The organism is Methylibium rhizosphaerae (genome assembly GCF_006386545.1).
Taxonomy (GTDB): domain Bacteria; phylum Pseudomonadota; class Gammaproteobacteria; order Burkholderiales; family Burkholderiaceae_C; genus Pseudorivibacter; species Pseudorivibacter rhizosphaerae.
Genome location: NZ_SWAR01000022.1, coordinates 25,344 through 42,462 on the forward strand (window position 1 = coordinate 25,344; position 17,119 = coordinate 42,462).

The 17,119-nt window shown below is 68.2% G+C and carries 13 protein-coding genes; 7 read left to right on the forward strand and 6 right to left on the reverse strand.

Annotated features, from left to right (window positions below; translation table 11 throughout):
• Positions 1 to 2 precede the first annotated feature (2 nt).
• The 7 genes from E8D38_RS16120 to E8D38_RS16150 are packed head-to-tail and all read left to right on the forward strand — an operon-like array spanning position 3 to position 7,265.
• Complete coding sequence (locus E8D38_RS16120; protein WP_140633135.1) at positions 3 to 584, forward strand: acyltransferase; 582 nt, start codon at positions 3 to 5, stop codon at positions 582 to 584.
• On the forward strand, positions 584 to 1,675 hold the full coding sequence (locus E8D38_RS16125; protein WP_140632960.1) for a glycosyltransferase: 1,092 nt from the start codon (positions 584 to 586) through the stop codon (positions 1,673 to 1,675). Before E8D38_RS16120 ends, E8D38_RS16125 begins: the two co-directional genes overlap by 1 nt.
• Positions 1,672 to 2,907, forward strand: a complete 1,236-nt coding sequence (locus E8D38_RS16130) for a glycosyltransferase family 4 protein (protein WP_140632963.1) — start codon at positions 1,672 to 1,674, stop codon at positions 2,905 to 2,907. Before E8D38_RS16125 ends, E8D38_RS16130 begins: the two co-directional genes overlap by 4 nt.
• On the forward strand, positions 2,904 to 3,608 hold the full coding sequence (locus E8D38_RS16135) for a class I SAM-dependent methyltransferase (protein WP_140632966.1): 705 nt from the start codon (positions 2,904 to 2,906) through the stop codon (positions 3,606 to 3,608). Before E8D38_RS16130 ends, E8D38_RS16135 begins: the two co-directional genes overlap by 4 nt.
• Positions 3,609 to 3,619: 11 nt before the next feature.
• A complete protein-coding gene (locus E8D38_RS16140; protein ID WP_181179175.1) occupies positions 3,620 to 4,780 on the forward strand; it encodes a DegT/DnrJ/EryC1/StrS family aminotransferase in 1,161 nt (386 codons plus the stop codon).
• A gap of 17 nt (positions 4,781 to 4,797) precedes the next feature.
• Positions 4,798 to 5,394 carry a sugar transferase gene (locus tag E8D38_RS16145; RefSeq protein WP_140632972.1) on the forward strand — a complete coding sequence of 199 codons (597 nt, stop codon included), beginning with the start codon at positions 4,798 to 4,800 and terminating at the stop codon, positions 5,392 to 5,394.
• Between the two features lie 17 nt (positions 5,395 to 5,411).
• Entirely contained in the window at positions 5,412 to 7,265 is a 1,854-nt protein-coding gene (locus E8D38_RS16150) for a polysaccharide biosynthesis protein (protein WP_140632975.1), read from the forward strand.
• A 16-nt stretch (positions 7,266 to 7,281) separates the two neighbouring features.
• Here the strand turns inward: E8D38_RS16150 and E8D38_RS16155 are convergent, their stop codons facing one another.
• From E8D38_RS16155 to E8D38_RS16180, 6 genes are all read right to left on the reverse strand, one after another.
• Entirely contained in the window at positions 7,282 to 8,913 is a 1,632-nt protein-coding gene (locus tag E8D38_RS16155; RefSeq protein ID WP_181179176.1) for a right-handed parallel beta-helix repeat-containing protein, read from the reverse strand.
• A gap of 37 nt (positions 8,914 to 8,950) precedes the next feature.
• On the reverse strand, positions 8,951 to 11,311 hold the full coding sequence (locus E8D38_RS16160) for an IPT/TIG domain-containing protein (protein ID WP_246099530.1): 2,361 nt from the start codon (positions 11,309 to 11,311) through the stop codon (positions 8,951 to 8,953).
• Between the two features lie 103 nt (positions 11,312 to 11,414).
• Entirely contained in the window at positions 11,415 to 12,794 is a 1,380-nt protein-coding gene (locus tag E8D38_RS16165) for a hypothetical protein (RefSeq protein ID WP_140632984.1), read from the reverse strand.
• Between the two features lie 18 nt (positions 12,795 to 12,812).
• Positions 12,813 to 13,955 (reverse strand): glycosyltransferase family 4 protein, encoded by a 1,143-nt coding sequence (locus E8D38_RS16170; protein ID WP_140632987.1) that lies wholly within the window; start codon positions 13,953 to 13,955, stop codon positions 12,813 to 12,815.
• Positions 13,952 to 15,937, reverse strand: a complete 1,986-nt coding sequence (asnB, locus tag E8D38_RS16175; protein ID WP_140632990.1) for an asparagine synthase (glutamine-hydrolyzing) — start codon at positions 15,935 to 15,937, stop codon at positions 13,952 to 13,954. Before asnB ends, E8D38_RS16170 begins: the two co-directional genes overlap by 4 nt.
• Positions 15,937 to 17,076 carry a glycosyltransferase family 4 protein gene (locus tag E8D38_RS16180; protein ID WP_140632993.1) on the reverse strand — a complete coding sequence of 380 codons (1,140 nt, stop codon included), beginning with the start codon at positions 17,074 to 17,076 and terminating at the stop codon, positions 15,937 to 15,939. Before E8D38_RS16180 ends, asnB begins: the two co-directional genes overlap by 1 nt.
• Positions 17,077 to 17,119: the final 43 nt, after the last annotated feature.

The following is a 17,119-nucleotide window of genomic DNA, read 5'->3' on the forward strand; positions in this document are numbered from 1 at the left end:
CGCTGCGGGCCGCTCTCAACCGCTGGCGCCGCCGCCTCGCGCGCGGGCTGCTGTTTCGCATGGTCTTCGGCGAGGGCTCACAGGGCCGGCTGCTTCCGCACGCACGCATCTCGCCCTCCACCTTCATCGAGCATGAAGAGCGTCTCGTGCTGGCCGACCACGTCTACATCGGCCCGTTCAACTACATCGAGGCCAGCGGCGGCGTCACGCTCGAAGAAGGCGTGCAGATCACGAGCCACGTCGCCATCGTCACGCACAGCTCGCACCGCGCGATGCGGCTGCTCGGCCGTGCGTATGCGACCGGTGGCGCCGGCCCCATCCCGCCCGGCTGGGTGGCCGGGCCGGTGCGCATCGGCGCCTACAGCTTCATCGGCCCGCATTCGGTCATCGAAGCCGGTTCCTGGCTCGGTCGCGGCACCATCGTGAGGGCCGGCAGCGTGGTGCGCGGCGAGTTTGCGGACTTCGCCGTACTGGCCGGCAGCCCGGCGCAGGTGGTGGGCGATTCGCGGGCGAAGGACGAAGCCCTGCTGGCGCGGCACCCCGAGCTGCGCGCGCTCTACGACGAGTGGGCAGGGGAGCGCTGATGGCCAGCACCCGCCTGCGCTACGCCCTGGTCGGCGACGGCGAAAGCCCGCACCTGCTGAAGTGGGCCCGTGCCCTGCAGCCGCATGTGGAGCTCTGGGTCGCCTCCAGCCGCAACTTCCTGCCGGAGTTCGCCACGCTGCTGCCGCTGCACCGGCAGCTCGCCCTGGGCGCCGAGCCGGCCCACGCCGGCGACAACTTCGGCCTGATGCTCAAGCTGCCCGCGCTCGGGCGCTTCCTGCAGCGGGCCGACGCCGACTGGATCAACCCGCACTACCTCACCTCGCACGGCACGCTGGCCTGGGCCGCGCGGCGCGGCTGGCGCCTGCGCGGCCGCCTCGTCGGCTCGGCCTGGGGCAGCGACATCCTGCTCACGCCGCAACGGCACGGCGTGTACCGCTGGCTCACCCGCCAGGTGCTGCAGGCCTGCGATCTGTCGACCAGCGATTCGCAGCACATGGCGCAATGCATGCGCGAGCTGGGCGCGAAGGAGGTGATGGTCTTCCCGTTCGGCCTGGAGCGCCTGCCGCCGCCTTCGCCCGGCAAGCAGCCCTGGCTCTTCTATGCCAACCGCGGGCTGGAGCCGCTGTACCGCCCGCAGCGTGTGCTCGAAGCGTTTGCCGCGGTGGCAGCCGTTCAGCCGGCTGCGAAGCTGGTGGTGGCCAATGACGGCTCGCTGCGTGCCGCGCTCGAAGCCTGGGTGCAGGCGCAGGGCCTGGCCGGCCGGGTGCAGTTCGTGGGGCGGCTGGCGGCGGCCGAGCAGGAGCGCCACTACGCCCGCGCGCAGTGGTACCTGAGCCTGCCCGAAAGCGACTCGGTGGCCGTGTCGGTGCTCGAGGCCATGGGGCATGGCTGCATCCCGCTGCTGTCGGACCTGCCGGCCAACCGCGAACTGGTGGAACCCGGGCGCAACGGCCTGATCCTGCGCGATGCGGAGCTGGCGGCGCTGCCCGACCTCGAGGTGCTGCTGGGCAGGGCCCAGACCATCGCCAGGGACAACCGGGCGTGGGTGCAGCAACACGGCCTGTTCGCCCCCGCCATCGCCCGGCTGCTCGCCCGCCTGCGCGAGGCCGCGCCCGGGGGGCCGGCATGAACATCCTTTACCTCAACCACTACGCCGGCAGCCCCGCACTCGGCATGGAGTACCGCCCGTACTACCTGGCCCGCGAATGGGTGCGCGCCGGGCACCGGGTGACGATGGTGGCCGCCAGCTATTCGCACGTGCGGGCGCGCCAGCCGGAAGTGGGCGACCAGCCGAAGGCCGAGGCCATCGACGGCATCGACTACCGATGGTTCCCGACCCCGCCCTACCAGGGCAACGGGCTGGGCCGCGTGAAGAACATCTGGGCCTTCCTGCGCCGTGTGTGGGCTGCGGCCGGCACCCTCGTGCGCGACATGCGGCCCGACCTGGTGATCGCCTCCAGCACCTACCCGATGGACATCTGGGTGGCGCGCCGCATCGCGCGCAAGGCCGGCGCCAGGCTGGTGTACGAGGTGCACGACCTGTGGCCGCTGTCGCCGATCGAGCTGTCGGGCATGTCGAGGCGGCACCCGTTCATCATGCTGTGCCAATACGCCGAAGACACGGCCTACCGGACGGCCGACGTGGTGGTGTCCATGCTGCCCAAGGTGCACGACTACATGGCCTCGCGCGGGCTGGCCCTGCACAAGCTCGCCATCGTGCCCAACGGCATCACGCTCGACGAATGGCAAGGCGAGCCGCAGCCCCTGCGCTCCGATGTGGAGGCCGCGCTGCGGGTCGCACGCGACGCCGGCCGCAAGGTGGTGGGCTATGCCGGCTCGCACGGCCTGCCCAACGCGCTGGACACCCTGCTCGATGCGGCGGCGCTGCTGCGCGACGCGCCGCTGCAGATCGTGATGGTGGGCGACGGCCATGAGAAGCAGCGCCTGGCGCAGCGTGTGCAGCGCGAAGGGCTGGCGAACGTGACCATGCTCACGCCCATTCCCAAGGCCCAGATCCCGAGCTTCCTCGCCGCCATCGACATGGCCTACATCGGCTGGCAGCGCGTGCCGATCTACCGCTTCGGCATCGCACCCAACAAGCTCATGGACTACATGATGGCTTCGGTGCCGGTGCTGCATTCGGTGGAGGCGGGCAACGACCCGGTGGCCGAGGCGGGCTGCGGCGTGACGGTGGCGCCCGAGTCGCCGCAGGCAGTGGCCGAAGGCCTGCGAAGGCTGGCGGCCATGAGCGACGGCCAACGCCGCGAGATGGGCCAACGCGGCCGGGCGTTCGTGCTGGCACACCACACCTACCCGGTCCTGGCGCAGCGCTTCCTGCAGGCATGCGCCGCGCAGCCATGAGCTCGCCGCACGAAGAAACCCGGGCCGTGGCAGAGCGCTATGCGCGCCGCGCTGCCATGGCAGGCGATCGCTACAGCCTGCTCAAGCCCGACGTCTGGCAGACGGTGCAGGAGCGACAGCGCGCCATGCTGAAGCTGTTCGCGTCGCTGGGCTGGCATGACCTGTCGGCGCGCCGCGCCACCGAAGTCGGCTGCGGCGCAGGCGGCAACCTGCTGGAGCTGTTGCGCTTCGGCTTCATGCCGGAAGGCCTCACCGGCATCGAGTTGCTGCCGCAGCGCCATGCGCAGGCGCGAGCCGTGCTGCCGGCTGCGGTGACCCTGCATCTCGGCGATGCGACGACCGCCGGCGTCGAGCCCGCAAGCCAGGACGTGGTGCTGCAGGCCACCGTCTTCTCTTCGCTGCTGGACAAGAGCTTCCAGCAGGCGCTCGCCGATGCGATGTGGCGCTGGGTCAAGCCGGGCGGCGGCGTGCTTTGGTACGACTTCACCTTCGACAACCCCCGCAATCCCGACGTGCGCGGTGTGCCGCTCTCGCGGGTGCGTGAGCTCTTCCCGCAGGCGCGGCTGCGCGCGCGGCGCGTCACGCTGGCGCCGCCGCTGGCCCGCGCGCTGTGCCGGCTGCACCCCGCGCTCTACACTGCCGCCAACACCGTGCCGCTGCTGCGCAGCCACGTGCTGTGCTGGATCGGCAAGTCCCTGTGAATCGACTCGACATGAGCCAACCCTTTCTTCCCTTTGCCCTGCCCGAGATCGGTGACGAAGAGATCGCCGAGGTGGTGGACACGCTCAAGTCCGGCTGGGTGACCACCGGTCCCAAGGCGAAGCGCTTCGAGCAGGCGTTCACCGAGTTCCTGGGCGATCCGTCGCTCGAGTCCATCGCCGTCAACTCGGCCACCGCAGGGCTGCACCTCGCACTGGAGGCGCTAGGCATCGGCCCCGGCGACGAGGTCATCACCACCACGCACACCTTCACCGCCACCGCCGAGGTGGTGCGCTACCTCGGCGCCGACGTGAAGCTGGTGGACATCGACCCGGCGACGCTGAACATCGACCCCCAGGCGGTGGAAGCCGCCATCACGCCGCGCACCAGGTGCATCATGCCGGTGCACTACGCCGGCCTTGCGGCCGACATGCCGGCCCTCCTGGCCATCGCCCGCAAGCACGGCCTCAAGGTGGTGGAAGACGCCGCGCATGCGCTGCCCACCACGGTGGGCGGCCGGCTGGTGGGCACGCTGCAAAGCGACGCCACGGTGTTCAGCTTCTACGCCAACAAGACCATCACCACCGGCGAGGGCGGCATGCTGGTCACGCGCGACCCCGAGCTCGCGAAGCGGGCCAAGGTGATGCGCCTGCACGGCATGAACCGCGATGCGTTCGACCGCTTCACCGCCAAGGTGCCGAGCTGGTACTACGAGATCGTCGCGCCGGGCTTCAAGTACAACCTCACCGACATCGCCGCTGCGCTGGGCCTGCAGCAGCTCAAGCGGGCGCATGCCTTCCAGCGCAAGCGCGCCGAGCTGGCCGCCCGCTACGACGAGGCACTGAGCGGCCTGCCGCTGGTGCTGCCGCCGCAGCCGGCCGAAGGCGACGTGCACTCGTGGCACCTCTACGTCGTGCGGCTGGCCGATGGCGCCGCGGTGTCGCGCGATGTCTTCATCGAGAAGCTGTTTGCCGCCGGCATCGGCTGCAGCGTCCACTACATCCCGCTGCACCAGCACCCGTACTGGCGCGATCGCTACGGGCTGTCGCCGGAGCAGTTTCCGCGCAGCCAGCATGCCTACGAGCGCATGGTGAGCCTGCCGCTGTACACCCGCATGACCGGCGCCGACGTCGAGCGGGTGGCCGCGGCCGCGCGCGAAGCCCTGCGCGGCTGAATGAACCTCGCGTTGCGATGGCCAAGCGCTTGATGGACATCCTGCTGGCGGGCATGGGCTTGCTGGTTCTGCTGCCGCTGTTCATCGCACTGGCCGCGTGGATCCGGCTGGACTCGCCCGGGCCGGTGTTCTTCCGCCAGGAGCGCGTGGGCCGCCATGGCCGGGTGTTCCGCATCCACAAGTTCCGCACCATGGTGAGCGACCCGCGCCTTGCACACCGGCAGATCACCGTGGGCGCAGATCCGCGCATCACCCGGGCAGGGCAGTGGCTGCGCCACAGCAAACTCGACGAGCTGCCGCAGCTCATCGATGTACTGCGCGGCGACATGAGCCTCGTCGGCCCGCGCCCCGAAGTGCCGCGCTACGTGGCGCAATACCCGGCGGCCCTGCGCGAGAAGGTGCTCTCGGTGCGGCCGGGCATCACCGACCTCGCCTCGCTGGAGTTCCGTCGCGAAAGCGAACTGCTCGCGAAGGCGGCCGACCCAGAGCGCGAGTACGTCGAGGTGGTGATGCCCCAGAAGCTGCGCTATGCGGCGCAGTACGTCGACGAGGCGTCGCTCGCGACCGACCTGCGCATCATCGGACTCACCCTCAAGACGCTCGTGAGCGGCTGACGACCCAAGAAGACTCCATGGCCTGGCAACAGCTCGACGGCTTTCTCACCCGCATCCGCCCCTGGCGCCAACCCCTGTCGCTGCTGCTCGACGCTTGCGTCATCGCGGCGGCGTGGAACATCACCTACCTGTTCCGCCTGGGCTTCGAGCGCTGGATCAGCGCACGGCCCGGCTATGACGGCTGGGTGCTGCTGGGGCTCGTGGCGCTGTACCTGGCGGTGTTCATGCTGCTCGGCGTGCCCCGAGGCATGTGGCGCTTCTCAGGCTTCGGCGAGGTGAAGCGCCTCACCATGGCGTGCTTCATCGCCGGCGTGGTGGGCGCTGTGGTGGTGCTGATGGTGCAGCTCACCAAGGTGCCCCGGGCAGTGCTGGCGCTGCACCCGGTGGTGAGCCTGATGGGCCTGTGCATGGTGCGCATTGCCTATCGCATGCTCTACGAACACATGCGGGGGCGCATCACCGGGAGCTCACAGGAAACCCGCCGCGCGCTGGTGATGGGGGCGGGGGACGCGGCCAGGTTGCTGATCGTCGGCGTCCAGCACCAGGGCTGGGTGGTGGTGGGGCTGCTCGACGACGATCCGGCCAAGCGCGGGGCGCGGGTGAACGGCGTGCCGGTGCTGGGGCCGCTCGACTCGGCCACGCACTGGGCTGCGCTGCATGGCATCAGCCACGTCGTGGTGGCCATGCCCTCGGCCAGCGGCAGTGAGCGCCGGCGCGCGCTCGACCTGGCGGCGCAGACGCATCTGCCGGTGCTCACCGTGCCGTCGGCCGAAGAACTGCGCGAAGGCCGCAAGGTGGCCAATGTGCGCGACATCGAGCCTGAAGACCTGCTGGGACGCGAGCCCGTGGTGCTGGACGAGGGCGGCATCTCCGGCACGCTGAGCGGCAAGACGGTGCTGATCACCGGCGCCGGCGGCTCCATCGGCAGCGAGCTGTGCCGCCAGGTGGCGCGCTATGGCCCGAGCCGCATCGTGCTATACGAGCTGAGCGAGTTCGCGCTGTACTCCATCGAGCAGGAACTGAGCGAGACCTTCCCGCACCTGCCGCTGGTGCGGCTGATCGGCGACGTGAAGGACGCCGAGCACCTGCGCCTCACCTTCGAGCGCTACAAGCCGCAGGTGGTCTTTCATGCAGCCGCCTACAAGCATGTGCCGCTCATGGAAGAGGAAAACGCCTGGGCGGCCCTGCGCAACAACACGCTGGGGACCTACCTGGCGGCCAAGGCCGCAGGCGAGGCGGGCGTGGAGCGCTTCGTGCTCATCAGCACCGACAAGGCGGTGAACCCGACCAACGTGATGGGGGCCACCAAGCGCGCCGCCGAGATCGCCATTTCGCAGCTCGCGGCGCAGGGCGGCTTCAGGACCCGCTTCATGGCCGTGCGCTTCGGCAATGTGCTGGGCTCCAGCGGCAGCGTGATCCCGAAGTTCAAGGAGCAGATCGCCAAGGGCGGTCCGGTGACGGTGACGCACCCGGAGATCACCCGCTACTTCATGACGATTCCCGAGGCGGCGCGGCTGGTGCTGCAGGCCGCGGCGATCGGCGAGACGGGGCAGGTGTATGTGCTCGACATGGGCGAGCCGGTGAAGATCGTGGACCTGGCCCGGGACATGATCCGCATGGCCGGTCACACGGTGGACGAGATCTCGATCAGCTTCTCCGGCCTGCGGCCGGGGGAGAAGCTGTATGAGGAGCTGCTGGCGGATGCGGACAGCACCTTGCCCACGCAGCACCCGCGCCTGCGCATTGCACGCCTGAACCAGGGGGCTGCGCTAGGGGACGTCGGCGAGTGGCTGGCGAGCGCCGCGCATGAGCACGGCGATCTCGTCATTCGCGACCGGCTGCGTGCACTGGTGCCGGAGTTTTCGGCCTGAGAGTGCCCCTGCGGCCTCAGCGCTCCTGCGTCGAAACCAGGCCGGCCTGCGGGTCCATGCGCACGCGCAGGCCTTGCTTCGAGGGCCGCACCACCAGGTCGCCCGTCGCATCGACCGGGACATTGAGCCGGTCCGATGGGTCGGGGCGGAGCCTGAGTTGCGCCCCGCTGCCTGCCGGCCGGAACGACCACGTCAGGCCGCGGTTCGTGGCCTGGGGCGGCAGGCGGATCGCGGCGCCCGAGGCTTGTGTGATCGTGTAGCCGGCCAGCGAGCGGGTCGCCACCACGTCGTCGGCCGGGACGTCGCTCGCCACCTGTTCGGTCGAGTACTCCACGCTCGATTCGTCCAGGTCGGTGGCCGCGACCAGGTGCCCCCGTCCGCTGGTGGGCTTGAGACCGACGCCGACGCAGTCGCGCAACGTGATGCGGGTCGCATGACCCACGCCGCTCTGGCCGGGTGTGCCGTAGATGTAGACAGGGCTGTAGGTGAGTTGCTGGCCGCGCGTGTCGCGCACGCGGACCCGGCTGGCTTGCAGGTTGCCGAAATTGGCGCCGCCCAGATGCGAGGCCCAGATGACGAGACCGCTGCGCTCTTCGGGGGCCTGCGCGCCCGCGCTCGCAGAACCCGGATTCACGATTTCCACGTCGTCGATCTGGACCAGCGGGGCACGGTCCGCGTCCCAGCGGTCCAGACGGATGCCCGAGTGACCTGGATTCACGATCCTTGCGTTGCGGATCTTCACCTGGCCGCTGACGCTCTTTCCCCATGTTCCGCCGAACCCGGCAAGGCGAATTCCCGCGCTGGCCCCCTGCAAGCCATCTTGCTCGGAGGTGAAGTCGACCACCTCGACGCTTGCGCTGACGTCGGCGCGGTTGGCGTACGACTGCAGGACGATGAGCAGTCCCCCGCCTCGATTGTTCCGTGTGCGGACGCCGAGAAGCCGGACGTTGCGGATGACGTCATCGCTGTTGTTGGGCTCGATGTCGATGCCGTACTGAGGCGCCGTGCCGGCAGTCGATTCGAAGATGCCACCGCGCACCTCGATGTCCTCCCCGGAAACGATCGAGAGACCCTGGCGCCGGTTGTTGATCGCCCGGCAGTTGTTGAGCAACACGCGCCGGCTGTGGGTGCCGGGCTTGCCCGAGCGGCCGATGTAGAAGCCATCGCCACCGCTGTCGCGCGACACCAGATCGTGGATCTGCACGTCCGAGCTGCCGAAGATGAACACCCCGTGGCGCTGCTCACCTTCCTTGTATTCGGCCTTTGGCATCTGCACCGTCGCGCCATTGCCCATGATGGTCACGTTCGTCGCATTGGTGATGTTGAGCAGGCGGTCATTGGGACCGAATCCCGACTTGGCCTTCAGCACCGTGCCGGGTGCCAATTCGATGCGTACGTTGGACGGCACCGTCACCGGTCGCAGCGTCAACTCGATGGCTGGCACGACGAGCGTGCCACCGACTGCCGCCGTGAGGGCCGCGACAAAGGCGTCCGTGTCGTCGGCTCCGGGCTCGGTCACGTACTGGCTGAGCTGCACCTTCGGGCCGGGCGAAGCGGCAGGTGCTGCCCACGCCGCGGGCGCCAACGCCAGCGCCGAGGCGGCGAGCAGCCAATCCCGCCTGCCGAATGTGTACCGAATCGTGTCCATGGCCATCCTTGTCCGGGAGCTGCGATGGCCACCGATGCTAATCGGTCGTCGCGCCGACGAAGGGAAGTCGCGTCATGCCCCGTCCTTCGATGAGGCTCAGGTAGCTGAGATAGGTACTGTTTGCGGCCGGCGCCTGTCGAAGGGTTGCCCGCAGGCGGGTCGTGGGCGAAGAAGTGGCCGGCAGCGTGATCCACTGCGAGGTCGCCACGTCGGTCGCGCTGAGGGGAATCCAGTTGATGCCGTCGTGGATCTGCCAATCGGCGAAAAGGCCCTCGTTTGTCGCCCGCAGCATTCCCGGGAGGCCAGGCGTCCGCGGCAGCGAGATCTCGGCGTAGGCCCGCACGCCCGCTGCGGCGGCAAGCCCCCAGGTGCCTTGGTAGGAGTTGCCATAGCCTGAGATCACGCTCACACCCGGCTTGCCCCTTTGGAGGCTGTAGCTGGTTGCCACCCTCTGCGGGCCCTGTGGATCACAGAGAGCAGAGCCGATGACCAGTTCCTTCATGCCGCCGGCGGTGTTGACGCTCAACTGGCGCTGGCAGGTGCCGCTGTCGTCCGCGTAGTCCACTGATACGGCGCCGGTGGGGTCACCGAAGATGCCAGGGTTGAACTGCATGCCGATGTCCACGGCCACCAGGTTCTGGCTTTGCGGGACCACGGCCGTCAGGTCCGAGAGGTGGCGGAGAACCCGCAGTTGTTGAGCCGACACCGTCCAGGTATTCGAGGTGAAGTCGCCGATGCGCCAGGTATTGCCGTCCGAGGTCAGCCACATGTCCTCGGGAGTGATCGGCTTGCTGAAGTGAAAGACCAGGTCCTGTATCGGATAGGGCAGGTCATTCAGCGGGATCGTCCGGTTGCCTTCGCTGTCCTCCTGGAAGGCTCGTGGGCCGCTCGCAGACCAGACCCGCTTGAACACCACCTTGCCGACGGCAGGTGCATGGTTGCCATCCGCTGTGCTGCCGTCGCTGTTGCGCCACTGGAGCGGAACATAGGCCGAGGACTGCTGGAAGGCCATCTTCTCGTTCGGGTAGAGGACGTAGCTCGAGTTCGAGAATGCCTCGTGATAGCCCCAGACGGATTCCCCGACGATGCCCGAGAAGTAGAAGGCACGAATGGACTGCTCGGGGTGTTGGGTCGAACTCCAGATCGGCAGGGTCCCACCAGGCTGGGCTTCGAAATACTCGCCCTTGGGCGTCTCCGCGGTGTAGCGGGTCACGTTCTCAAGCGACACCGGTGTGCTGTTGGTGGTCCAGGCGCTCAGGGGTAGCTGGCCCTCCCCCCAGAATCGGAAGCGCAGGTCCGGGTCCAGGATGAACATCCTGCCGCCCACCGTGAATTCCGGGAACTCATGGGCCGCGGTCGTCCTCACCCGAGCCGGGATGTCGAGAAGGGATCCGAGGTAGGCCAGTGCCCGGGATGCATTCGAGCAGCACTCGGAGCCATAGCCTCGCACCAGCAGGACGGGATCGTAGATGTTCTCTGCTTCCCGGCCGGGCGAGCAGACGTGAACCGTCGCGTTGGACAGGTCCTTCCAGGCTGCCTCGAGCAGCCTTGCCCGGCTGCTTTCGGATGCATCCGTCGGCAGGTTGCCGAGCCGGGCGAGGCTGTTCAGGTAGCCGGGCCAGTCCACGTAGTCGGGCTTGCCCGCCCCGACCAGCCTGGGGTTGAGCAATGGGAGGAAGCCCGTGTTCACCACGGAGATCGAGGTGCCGGGACTGAGGGTGAACGTCTCGCTCTCGGTTTCGAGGCTGATGCTCGGCTCCGTCGGCTCGCCGACGACGATGGTGTATGACACGCGGTCGCTGTCGCCGGTTGCGTCGCGCACGGTCAGGCTCACCGTATGGCTTCCGGCCTCCAGGGTGAGGGTGTCGCCTTCGCTGTAAGGCTTGTCGTTGACGACCCAGGAACGCGTTGCCGTCGCGAGATCGAACCCGGTGATCACCGATTCGAGCTTCGCGGAATATGGGCTTGGGTAAATGCCTTTGAAGGGGGCTGCCGACAGGATGCCGAAGCTCGTGATGTCGCTGCCGCTGGGGCGGTAGGTGTAGGCGGCAGGGAGCCTGGCCAGCCCTCCGTCCGAGTTGAACACCTGGATGTCCACGCTCCCGTGCTCATGGGCAGGGGTCACACACGTGAGAGATGAAGAACTGAGCGCCGTGGTGTCTTCGCAGGCCTGCCCATCCACCTTCACCTGGGTGCTGGAAGAGAAACCCTGCCCGGTCAGCTGGATCCTCGTGCCCCCCGCGGCGCTGCCGCGAACCGGAAACACCGAGTCGAGGCTCACGGGCGCCGGACCGTCGGCCCCGCCCCCGCCGCAACCGGCAAGCCCCGTCACGCACAACGCGAGGCTGAGTCGCTGGCCGATCCGCAGGAATCGGCGACCAAGCGTATTCGCCGGCATGTCGTTCACTTTGAAAACTTGATGAATCCTGCACTTTATCGGAGGCGTCACACGAGCTGTAAGGAAGATCCGCACAGCTTGTGTCGTGTTGCCTCCGCGGCGGTCAGGACATGGAGAGGCGTTGGGTCAGGTTGAACAGCTCGGCCACGTGCACCGGGGGCGCGGGCAGGGCTTCCTGGACGTCCGGGGAGACGAATGCGAATCCACGGGTGCTGTGCATGCCGTTCTTGATGGCGACGAAGGCGACCAGTTCACCGAAGCGCTCGATCCGTCCGTTCGCAGTCACGATGGCGTCGTCCGGCGTGATCTCGTCGGGGTAGGTGAGGGTGGCGAACAAGCCGCGCTCGCGCAGCTCGATCTCGCCGAAGACCACGGCCCCCGTCCGCTCCATCCGCATGGCGCCCAACGCTTCGGCGGCCGCCTGGGCCTGGGCGTTGTCGTCGAAGAACACTTCGAAGTCGCGCGTCATGCGGGGCAGCACCCGCTGGCACGAGATGCCGGCAAGGCTGAGGAAGCGGGCATGTTCCTTGAGCCGGTAGTAGTACTTCACCCGGTCGTAGGGCACCTGGGTCAGGCCGGTGGCGACCATCAGCCGCACGCCCTGGCGGGTGAGTGCCAGGTAGTCGCCCAGGATGCGGTCGTACACCTTCAGCATGTCACGCACCGGATCGGCCTCGGGGGCGATATACCAGGCCGGATTCGCCGAGGACTTGCGGTCGATTTCGGCGTTGAAGAAGTAGTGATGCTGGATGTGGGCCCCGGCGTTGAGGAACACGAAAGACACGTCCGGGCGGGCGCGCCGCCAGAGCGACCGGTGCACGAGGTGAATCAGCTGATCGAGGATGAGCGACTTGGTCCAGGGCTTGCGCCGCGTGCCGCGGATCAGGCGAAGCAGGTCGGTCGTGCCCCGGAAGTGGAAGCTGCGCAGCACGGCCTCGGCCAGCGTGAACAGGGAGCGCTTGGTGATACGGCCCGAGGCGTTGTCGTTCACGGTCTGGCGCAGCATCTCGGTGAGGCGGCGGGAGAAGCCTGAACCGTCCGAGGGCGTATCGGTCCACGGATCCGGCACGAAATAGGCCGGACGCTGCAGGCGATTGCGGGCGTTCATCGGCGAGATGGCGCCGACACGCAGGCCCTTGGACTCCAGCACCTCGAAGATCTGTACCAGGCTGTCAGGCGTGTTGACCACGTCGCCCAACCGGAAGACGCCGTGTTCCGCGTAGGTCTTTCCCGTCTGCGCGGAAACCCACTGGATCCAGGGTTCCAGCTCCTCGTAACGCTGCTCGCCAAAGGTCTCCAGCGCGCGGAAGTCGTTCAGGAGGCTCTTGAACGCCGGGAGGTCGTCGTACTTTCCGGCGTAGTGCCGGACGACGTCGAAATTGACCTCGTTCAGCTGGATGACGATGAGGGGCTTCACGGACATGGCTTGGGAGAAGGTGAGAGGGCGGAGCCGATTGTGCCGGGGCTGCCGCGGCGGCTGCAACGGAGGAGCGGCAGCCGCTCAGCCACGGAGTTCGCCATAGATCGCCAGGGTCGCCTTCACGACGGCCTCGAGGTCGAACCGCCGGCGAGCGAGATGGCGTCCTGCCTCGCCATAGGCGCGCTGGCGCGCCGGCTCGTCGATGAGCCGTCGCAGGGTGGCCGCGAGTTGCACCGCGTCCGCCACGGGCACGAGGTCGCCGGTCACGCCGGGTTCGATCGCGTCGCGGCAGCCTGTTGCATCGGTGGTAACGACGGCGCAGCCGGCGGCGGCGGCCTCCAGCAGCGCCTTGGGCATGCCTTCGCGATAGGAGGGCAGGCAGACTATCGGTGCCTGGCCCAGCACTTCGGCCATGTCCGTCCGGTGCCCCCACCACTCGACCACGCCTTCGTCGACCCAGCCCCGGACCCGGGACTCCGGTATGGCCGATGGATTTTCATAGTCGGCAGTGCCCACGAGCACGAAGCGCCAAGGGCTCCCCGACTGCCGGATGCGGCGGGCCGCCTCGACGAATTCCTCGACGCCCTTGTCCTTCAGCAGGCGGGCGGGCAGCACCACGATCTGCTGGCGCCCTTCCAGGGGCAGGTCGACGTAGCGGCCCAGGGGAACCCCTGAGCCCGGGATCAACCGCAGATCAGCTTCACTGGCCAGCCCGGCCTTCGACACCAGGGCCCAGTCGTCGGAGTTCTGCACGATCACCCGGCGGTGCGGGTGCCCGTAGGCAATGCGCACGATGGCCGAGTAAGCGCGGCGCAGCCAGATCAGGCGCGTGCTGCCCTCGCCGGTGAACAGCGAGCCCATGCCGGAGACCGCCAGCACCAGGGCCGGACAGCCGGTCATGCGCGCCGCAAGTCCGCCGTAGAGCAGGCCCTTGGGCGAGGCGCAGTGCACCAGGTCTGGCCGCCAGCGCCGCATCGTGCGGGCCAGTTCGAACAGCCCCCTGGCCTCGGCGAACGGGTGCAGGCCGCCGCTGCGGAAGCCGGTCGCGGTGTGAGGAATGCCCAGGCTTGCCAGCCGCTGCAATGCGTCGGCTTCCAGCGTGGGGCTGCCGGCCTGCCCTGTGACCAGTGCCACCTCATGGCAGGCGGCTCGCGCAGCCAGGGCCAGCGGCAGCCGGTGCGAGCAGAAGAAGGCCGCGTTGTTGACGACGTAGAGGATCCTCATCGAGGCGCGTTCCGGTCAGCATCCACCGACTGCTTCCAGGCCTGGAACATCAGCACGTTCCACAGCTGGTGCTGGCGGTTGGCCACGCCTTGCAGGTGCTCGGCCCAGGCGCGGCGCACCGGCGCAGGGTCGAGCAGCCCGCCCGCCTCGAGCTGCCGCGGATCCAGGAGCGCCTCGGCCCAGTCGCGCAGCGGCCCACGCAGCCAATGGTCGATCGGCACGCCAAAACCCATCTTCGGCCGCTCGAGCAGGGCGCGGGGCACATGGCGGTAGAGCACCTGCCTCAAGGCCCATTTCGACACGCCGTCACGGATCTTGTGCTCCATGGGCAGGCGCCATGCGAACTCGATGACCCGATGGTCGAGCATGGGCACTCGAGTCTCCAGCGAGACCGACATCGCGGCACGATCCACCTTGGCCAGGATGTCGTCCGGCAGGTAGGTCAACAAGTCCAGCGCCATCATGCGAGGCACCCCCGCCAGCGAGGCGAGCGCCGGATCCGCCTGCGTGAGCACCGTGGCAGGCTCGGTGCCGCCACGCACCAGGGAGGCGGGGTCCGACCACTGCGACACCAGCTCGAGATAGAGCGCATCGAGGGCAGGGCTGCACATGGCACGCGCACCCTTGTGGATCTTCTCGCCGAGGCGCGCGTAGCCATTGCTGCCGCGCAGACCTCCAGGCCCAAAGGCAGCAAGGCGGTTCCATGCGGTCTCGGGCAGGCTGCGCAACGCACTCGCGATGGCTCGCCGCAGCGGCAGCGGGATCCGGCTCAGCTTGCCCCACAGGCGCTGGGTGATCGCATAGCGGCTGTAGCCGCCAAAGAGCTCGTCGCCCGCATCGCCCGACAGCGCGACGGTGACATGCTGCTTGGCGAGATGGGAGACCAGGCGGGTGGGGATCTGCGAGGAGTCGCCGAACGGCTCGTCGTACATCGACGGCAGCAAGGGCACGACGTCCATGGCTTGTTGTGCCGTGACGTAGAGCTCCGTGTGGTCGGTGCCCAGGTGGGCTGCGACGGCCTTCGCATGTTCCGCCTCGTTGAAGCCCTCTTCATGGAAGCCGATCGAGAACGTCCGCACGGGACGCGAGGATTGGGCCTGCATGAGTGCCACGACTGTGGAGGAGTCGATGCCGCCGGAGAGGAAGGCTCCCAGTGGGACATCGGCCACCATCTGTCCGGCCACGGCAGACCGCAGGACGCGTTCAAGTTCGTTGACGGCTTCCTGCTCGGGCAGCACCAGGCTGTTTGCCGTTCCGTCGAGCATGGCCTGCGTGGCGGACCAGAACGCTTCATTTCTCGTCACCGCACCCGACGCGTCGATGGTGACCACCATGCCGGGCATCACCTTGGAAATTCCACGGTGGATGGATCGCGGAGCCGGCACATAGCCGTGGCGCATGAACTGCACCAACGCGTCACGGTCGACGGCGGCGGCGAACGCGGGGTGCGCGCGCAGTGCTTTCAGCTCGGAGCCGAACAGCAGTGCGCGCGCATGGCCTTCGCCTTGCCAGCCGAAGTAGAGGGGCTTCTCACCCGCACGATCGCGCGCGAGATGCAAGGTACGCAGTTGCCGGTCCCACAAGGCCAGGGCGAACATGCCTACCGCGGCCGTCAGCGCGGCTTGCAACCCCCAGGCGTCGATCGCGGCCAACAGCGTCTCCGTGTCGGAGTGACCACGCCATGCGCAGGCCAGGCCTTCAGCCTCCAGCCGGGCTCGCATCTCCAGGTGGTTGTAGATCTCGCCGTTGAAGGCGATGACGTGCCTGCCGGAGGCCGAGGACATCGGCTGGTGGCCGGCCGGTGACAGGTCGACGATCGCCAGCCGGCGGTGGCTCAGCGCAATGCCGGCCGCTGCGTCGAGCCAGATGCCGCCGTCATCCGGTCCGCGATGGCGGATGACGTCGCCCATGCGGGCTGCCGTCGCGCGGGCAACGTCAGCGCCGAATCCTGTCGGAACAAGGAAGCCTGCAAAACCGCACATCAACGGATCTCTTCAATCATCGATCGATATACCTGCTCGTACTGCCTGACGACGTGGCCGATCTCGAAGCGCTGCGCAATGCGCTGACGGGCGGCCTCGCCGAGCAGGCTTCTCTTTTCCGGAGGCATCCGAATCACCTCGACGAGCCGGCTGGCAAGAGCCTCCATGTCGCCCGACGGCACGACGTACCCGGCGTCGCCGACGATCTCGGAACAGTCCCCTACGTCGGTAGCGACACAAGGCACCTCGCATGCCATGGCTTCGCCGAGGACGTTGGGAAAGGCTTCCCCGAAGGACGAGGAGGCCAGCACGTCGATCGCGGCCATCAGGCGGGGCATGTCGTCTCGCCGCCCCAGCAGGTGCGTGGCGTCGGACAAGCCGACGGACCTCACCTTGGCGGTCAGCTCGTGGTTGTCCGCGGTCACGCCACCGCCGGCCAACACGAACCGGACCTGGGGTATCGCATCACGCACGCGCCGCGCGGCCTCGATGAACCCTGCGTGGTTCTTCTGCACGTCGTGTCGACCAAAGAGTCCGACGATCGGGGCATCCTGGCTGATGCCCAGCTCGGATCTCACCGACTCGCGCGCCTGCGGGTCCCGGCGGAACCGGGCGAGCTCGAAACCGTTGGGGATGACGCAGCTGCGAGAGCGGTCGTAGCCGATCTCCACGTGGGCGTCCAGGGCCCGCTGCGAGCACGAGACGATGCGGTCGGGGAGGTGGCGCGACAGGCGGGCGCACAGGCGAATGATCATCAGCGTCGTCCGCTTGTTGGCCATCTTTGACAGGTTCGCCTGGTGAAGGCACCAGGCGACCCGCCGCACGCCGGCCAGCCGCGCGGCAATGCCACCCAGCAGGTCCGGGTGGTACATCCAGGTGTGGACCACATCGGGGAGGAAGCGCCGGATTTGCGCGACGAGCCGGAACAGCGCGACGGGGTTCGGCAGCGACTTGCGCAGGCCCAGTGCAATGACCGGGATGCCCAGGGCCTGGATCCGCGGACCGATCTCTCCCATGTCCGTGAGCGAAATCACCACCGGGTCGAACTCCGAGCGGTCCATGTTCTGCAGCAGCTTGTGCAGCATCATCTCAGCCCCGCCCGTGGACAGGGTGGTGATCACAAAGCAGATCTTTTTCATCAGCAGGAAGAACCGTTCATGGAGAGGGGCTGCTCGTCATGCC

Coding starts and splice junctions, on each gene's coding strand:
- E8D38_RS16140 (WP_181179175.1), top strand. CDS start 3,620: ATGAGCCAACCCTTTCTTCCCTTTGCCCTGCCCGAGATCGGTGACGAA.
- E8D38_RS16170 (WP_140632987.1), bottom strand. CDS start 13,955: ATGAGGATCCTCTACGTCGTCAACAACGCGGCCTTCTTCTGCTCGCAC.
- E8D38_RS16180 (WP_140632993.1), bottom strand. CDS start 17,076: ATGAAAAAGATCTGCTTTGTGATCACCACCCTGTCCACGGGCGGGGCT.
- E8D38_RS16160 (WP_246099530.1), bottom strand. CDS start 11,311: ATGCCGGCGAATACGCTTGGTCGCCGATTCCTGCGGATCGGCCAGCGA.
- E8D38_RS16135 (WP_140632966.1), top strand. CDS start 2,904: ATGAGCTCGCCGCACGAAGAAACCCGGGCCGTGGCAGAGCGCTATGCG.
- E8D38_RS16130 (WP_140632963.1), top strand. CDS start 1,672: ATGAACATCCTTTACCTCAACCACTACGCCGGCAGCCCCGCACTCGGC.
- E8D38_RS16150 (WP_140632975.1), top strand. CDS start 5,412: ATGGCCTGGCAACAGCTCGACGGCTTTCTCACCCGCATCCGCCCCTGG.
- E8D38_RS16155 (WP_181179176.1), bottom strand. CDS start 8,913: ATGGACACGATTCGGTACACATTCGGCAGGCGGGATTGGCTGCTCGCC.
- asnB (WP_140632990.1), bottom strand. CDS start 15,937: ATGTGCGGTTTTGCAGGCTTCCTTGTTCCGACAGGATTCGGCGCTGAC.
- E8D38_RS16125 (WP_140632960.1), top strand. CDS start 584: ATGGCCAGCACCCGCCTGCGCTACGCCCTGGTCGGCGACGGCGAAAGC.
- E8D38_RS16145 (WP_140632972.1), top strand. CDS start 4,798: ATGGCCAAGCGCTTGATGGACATCCTGCTGGCGGGCATGGGCTTGCTG.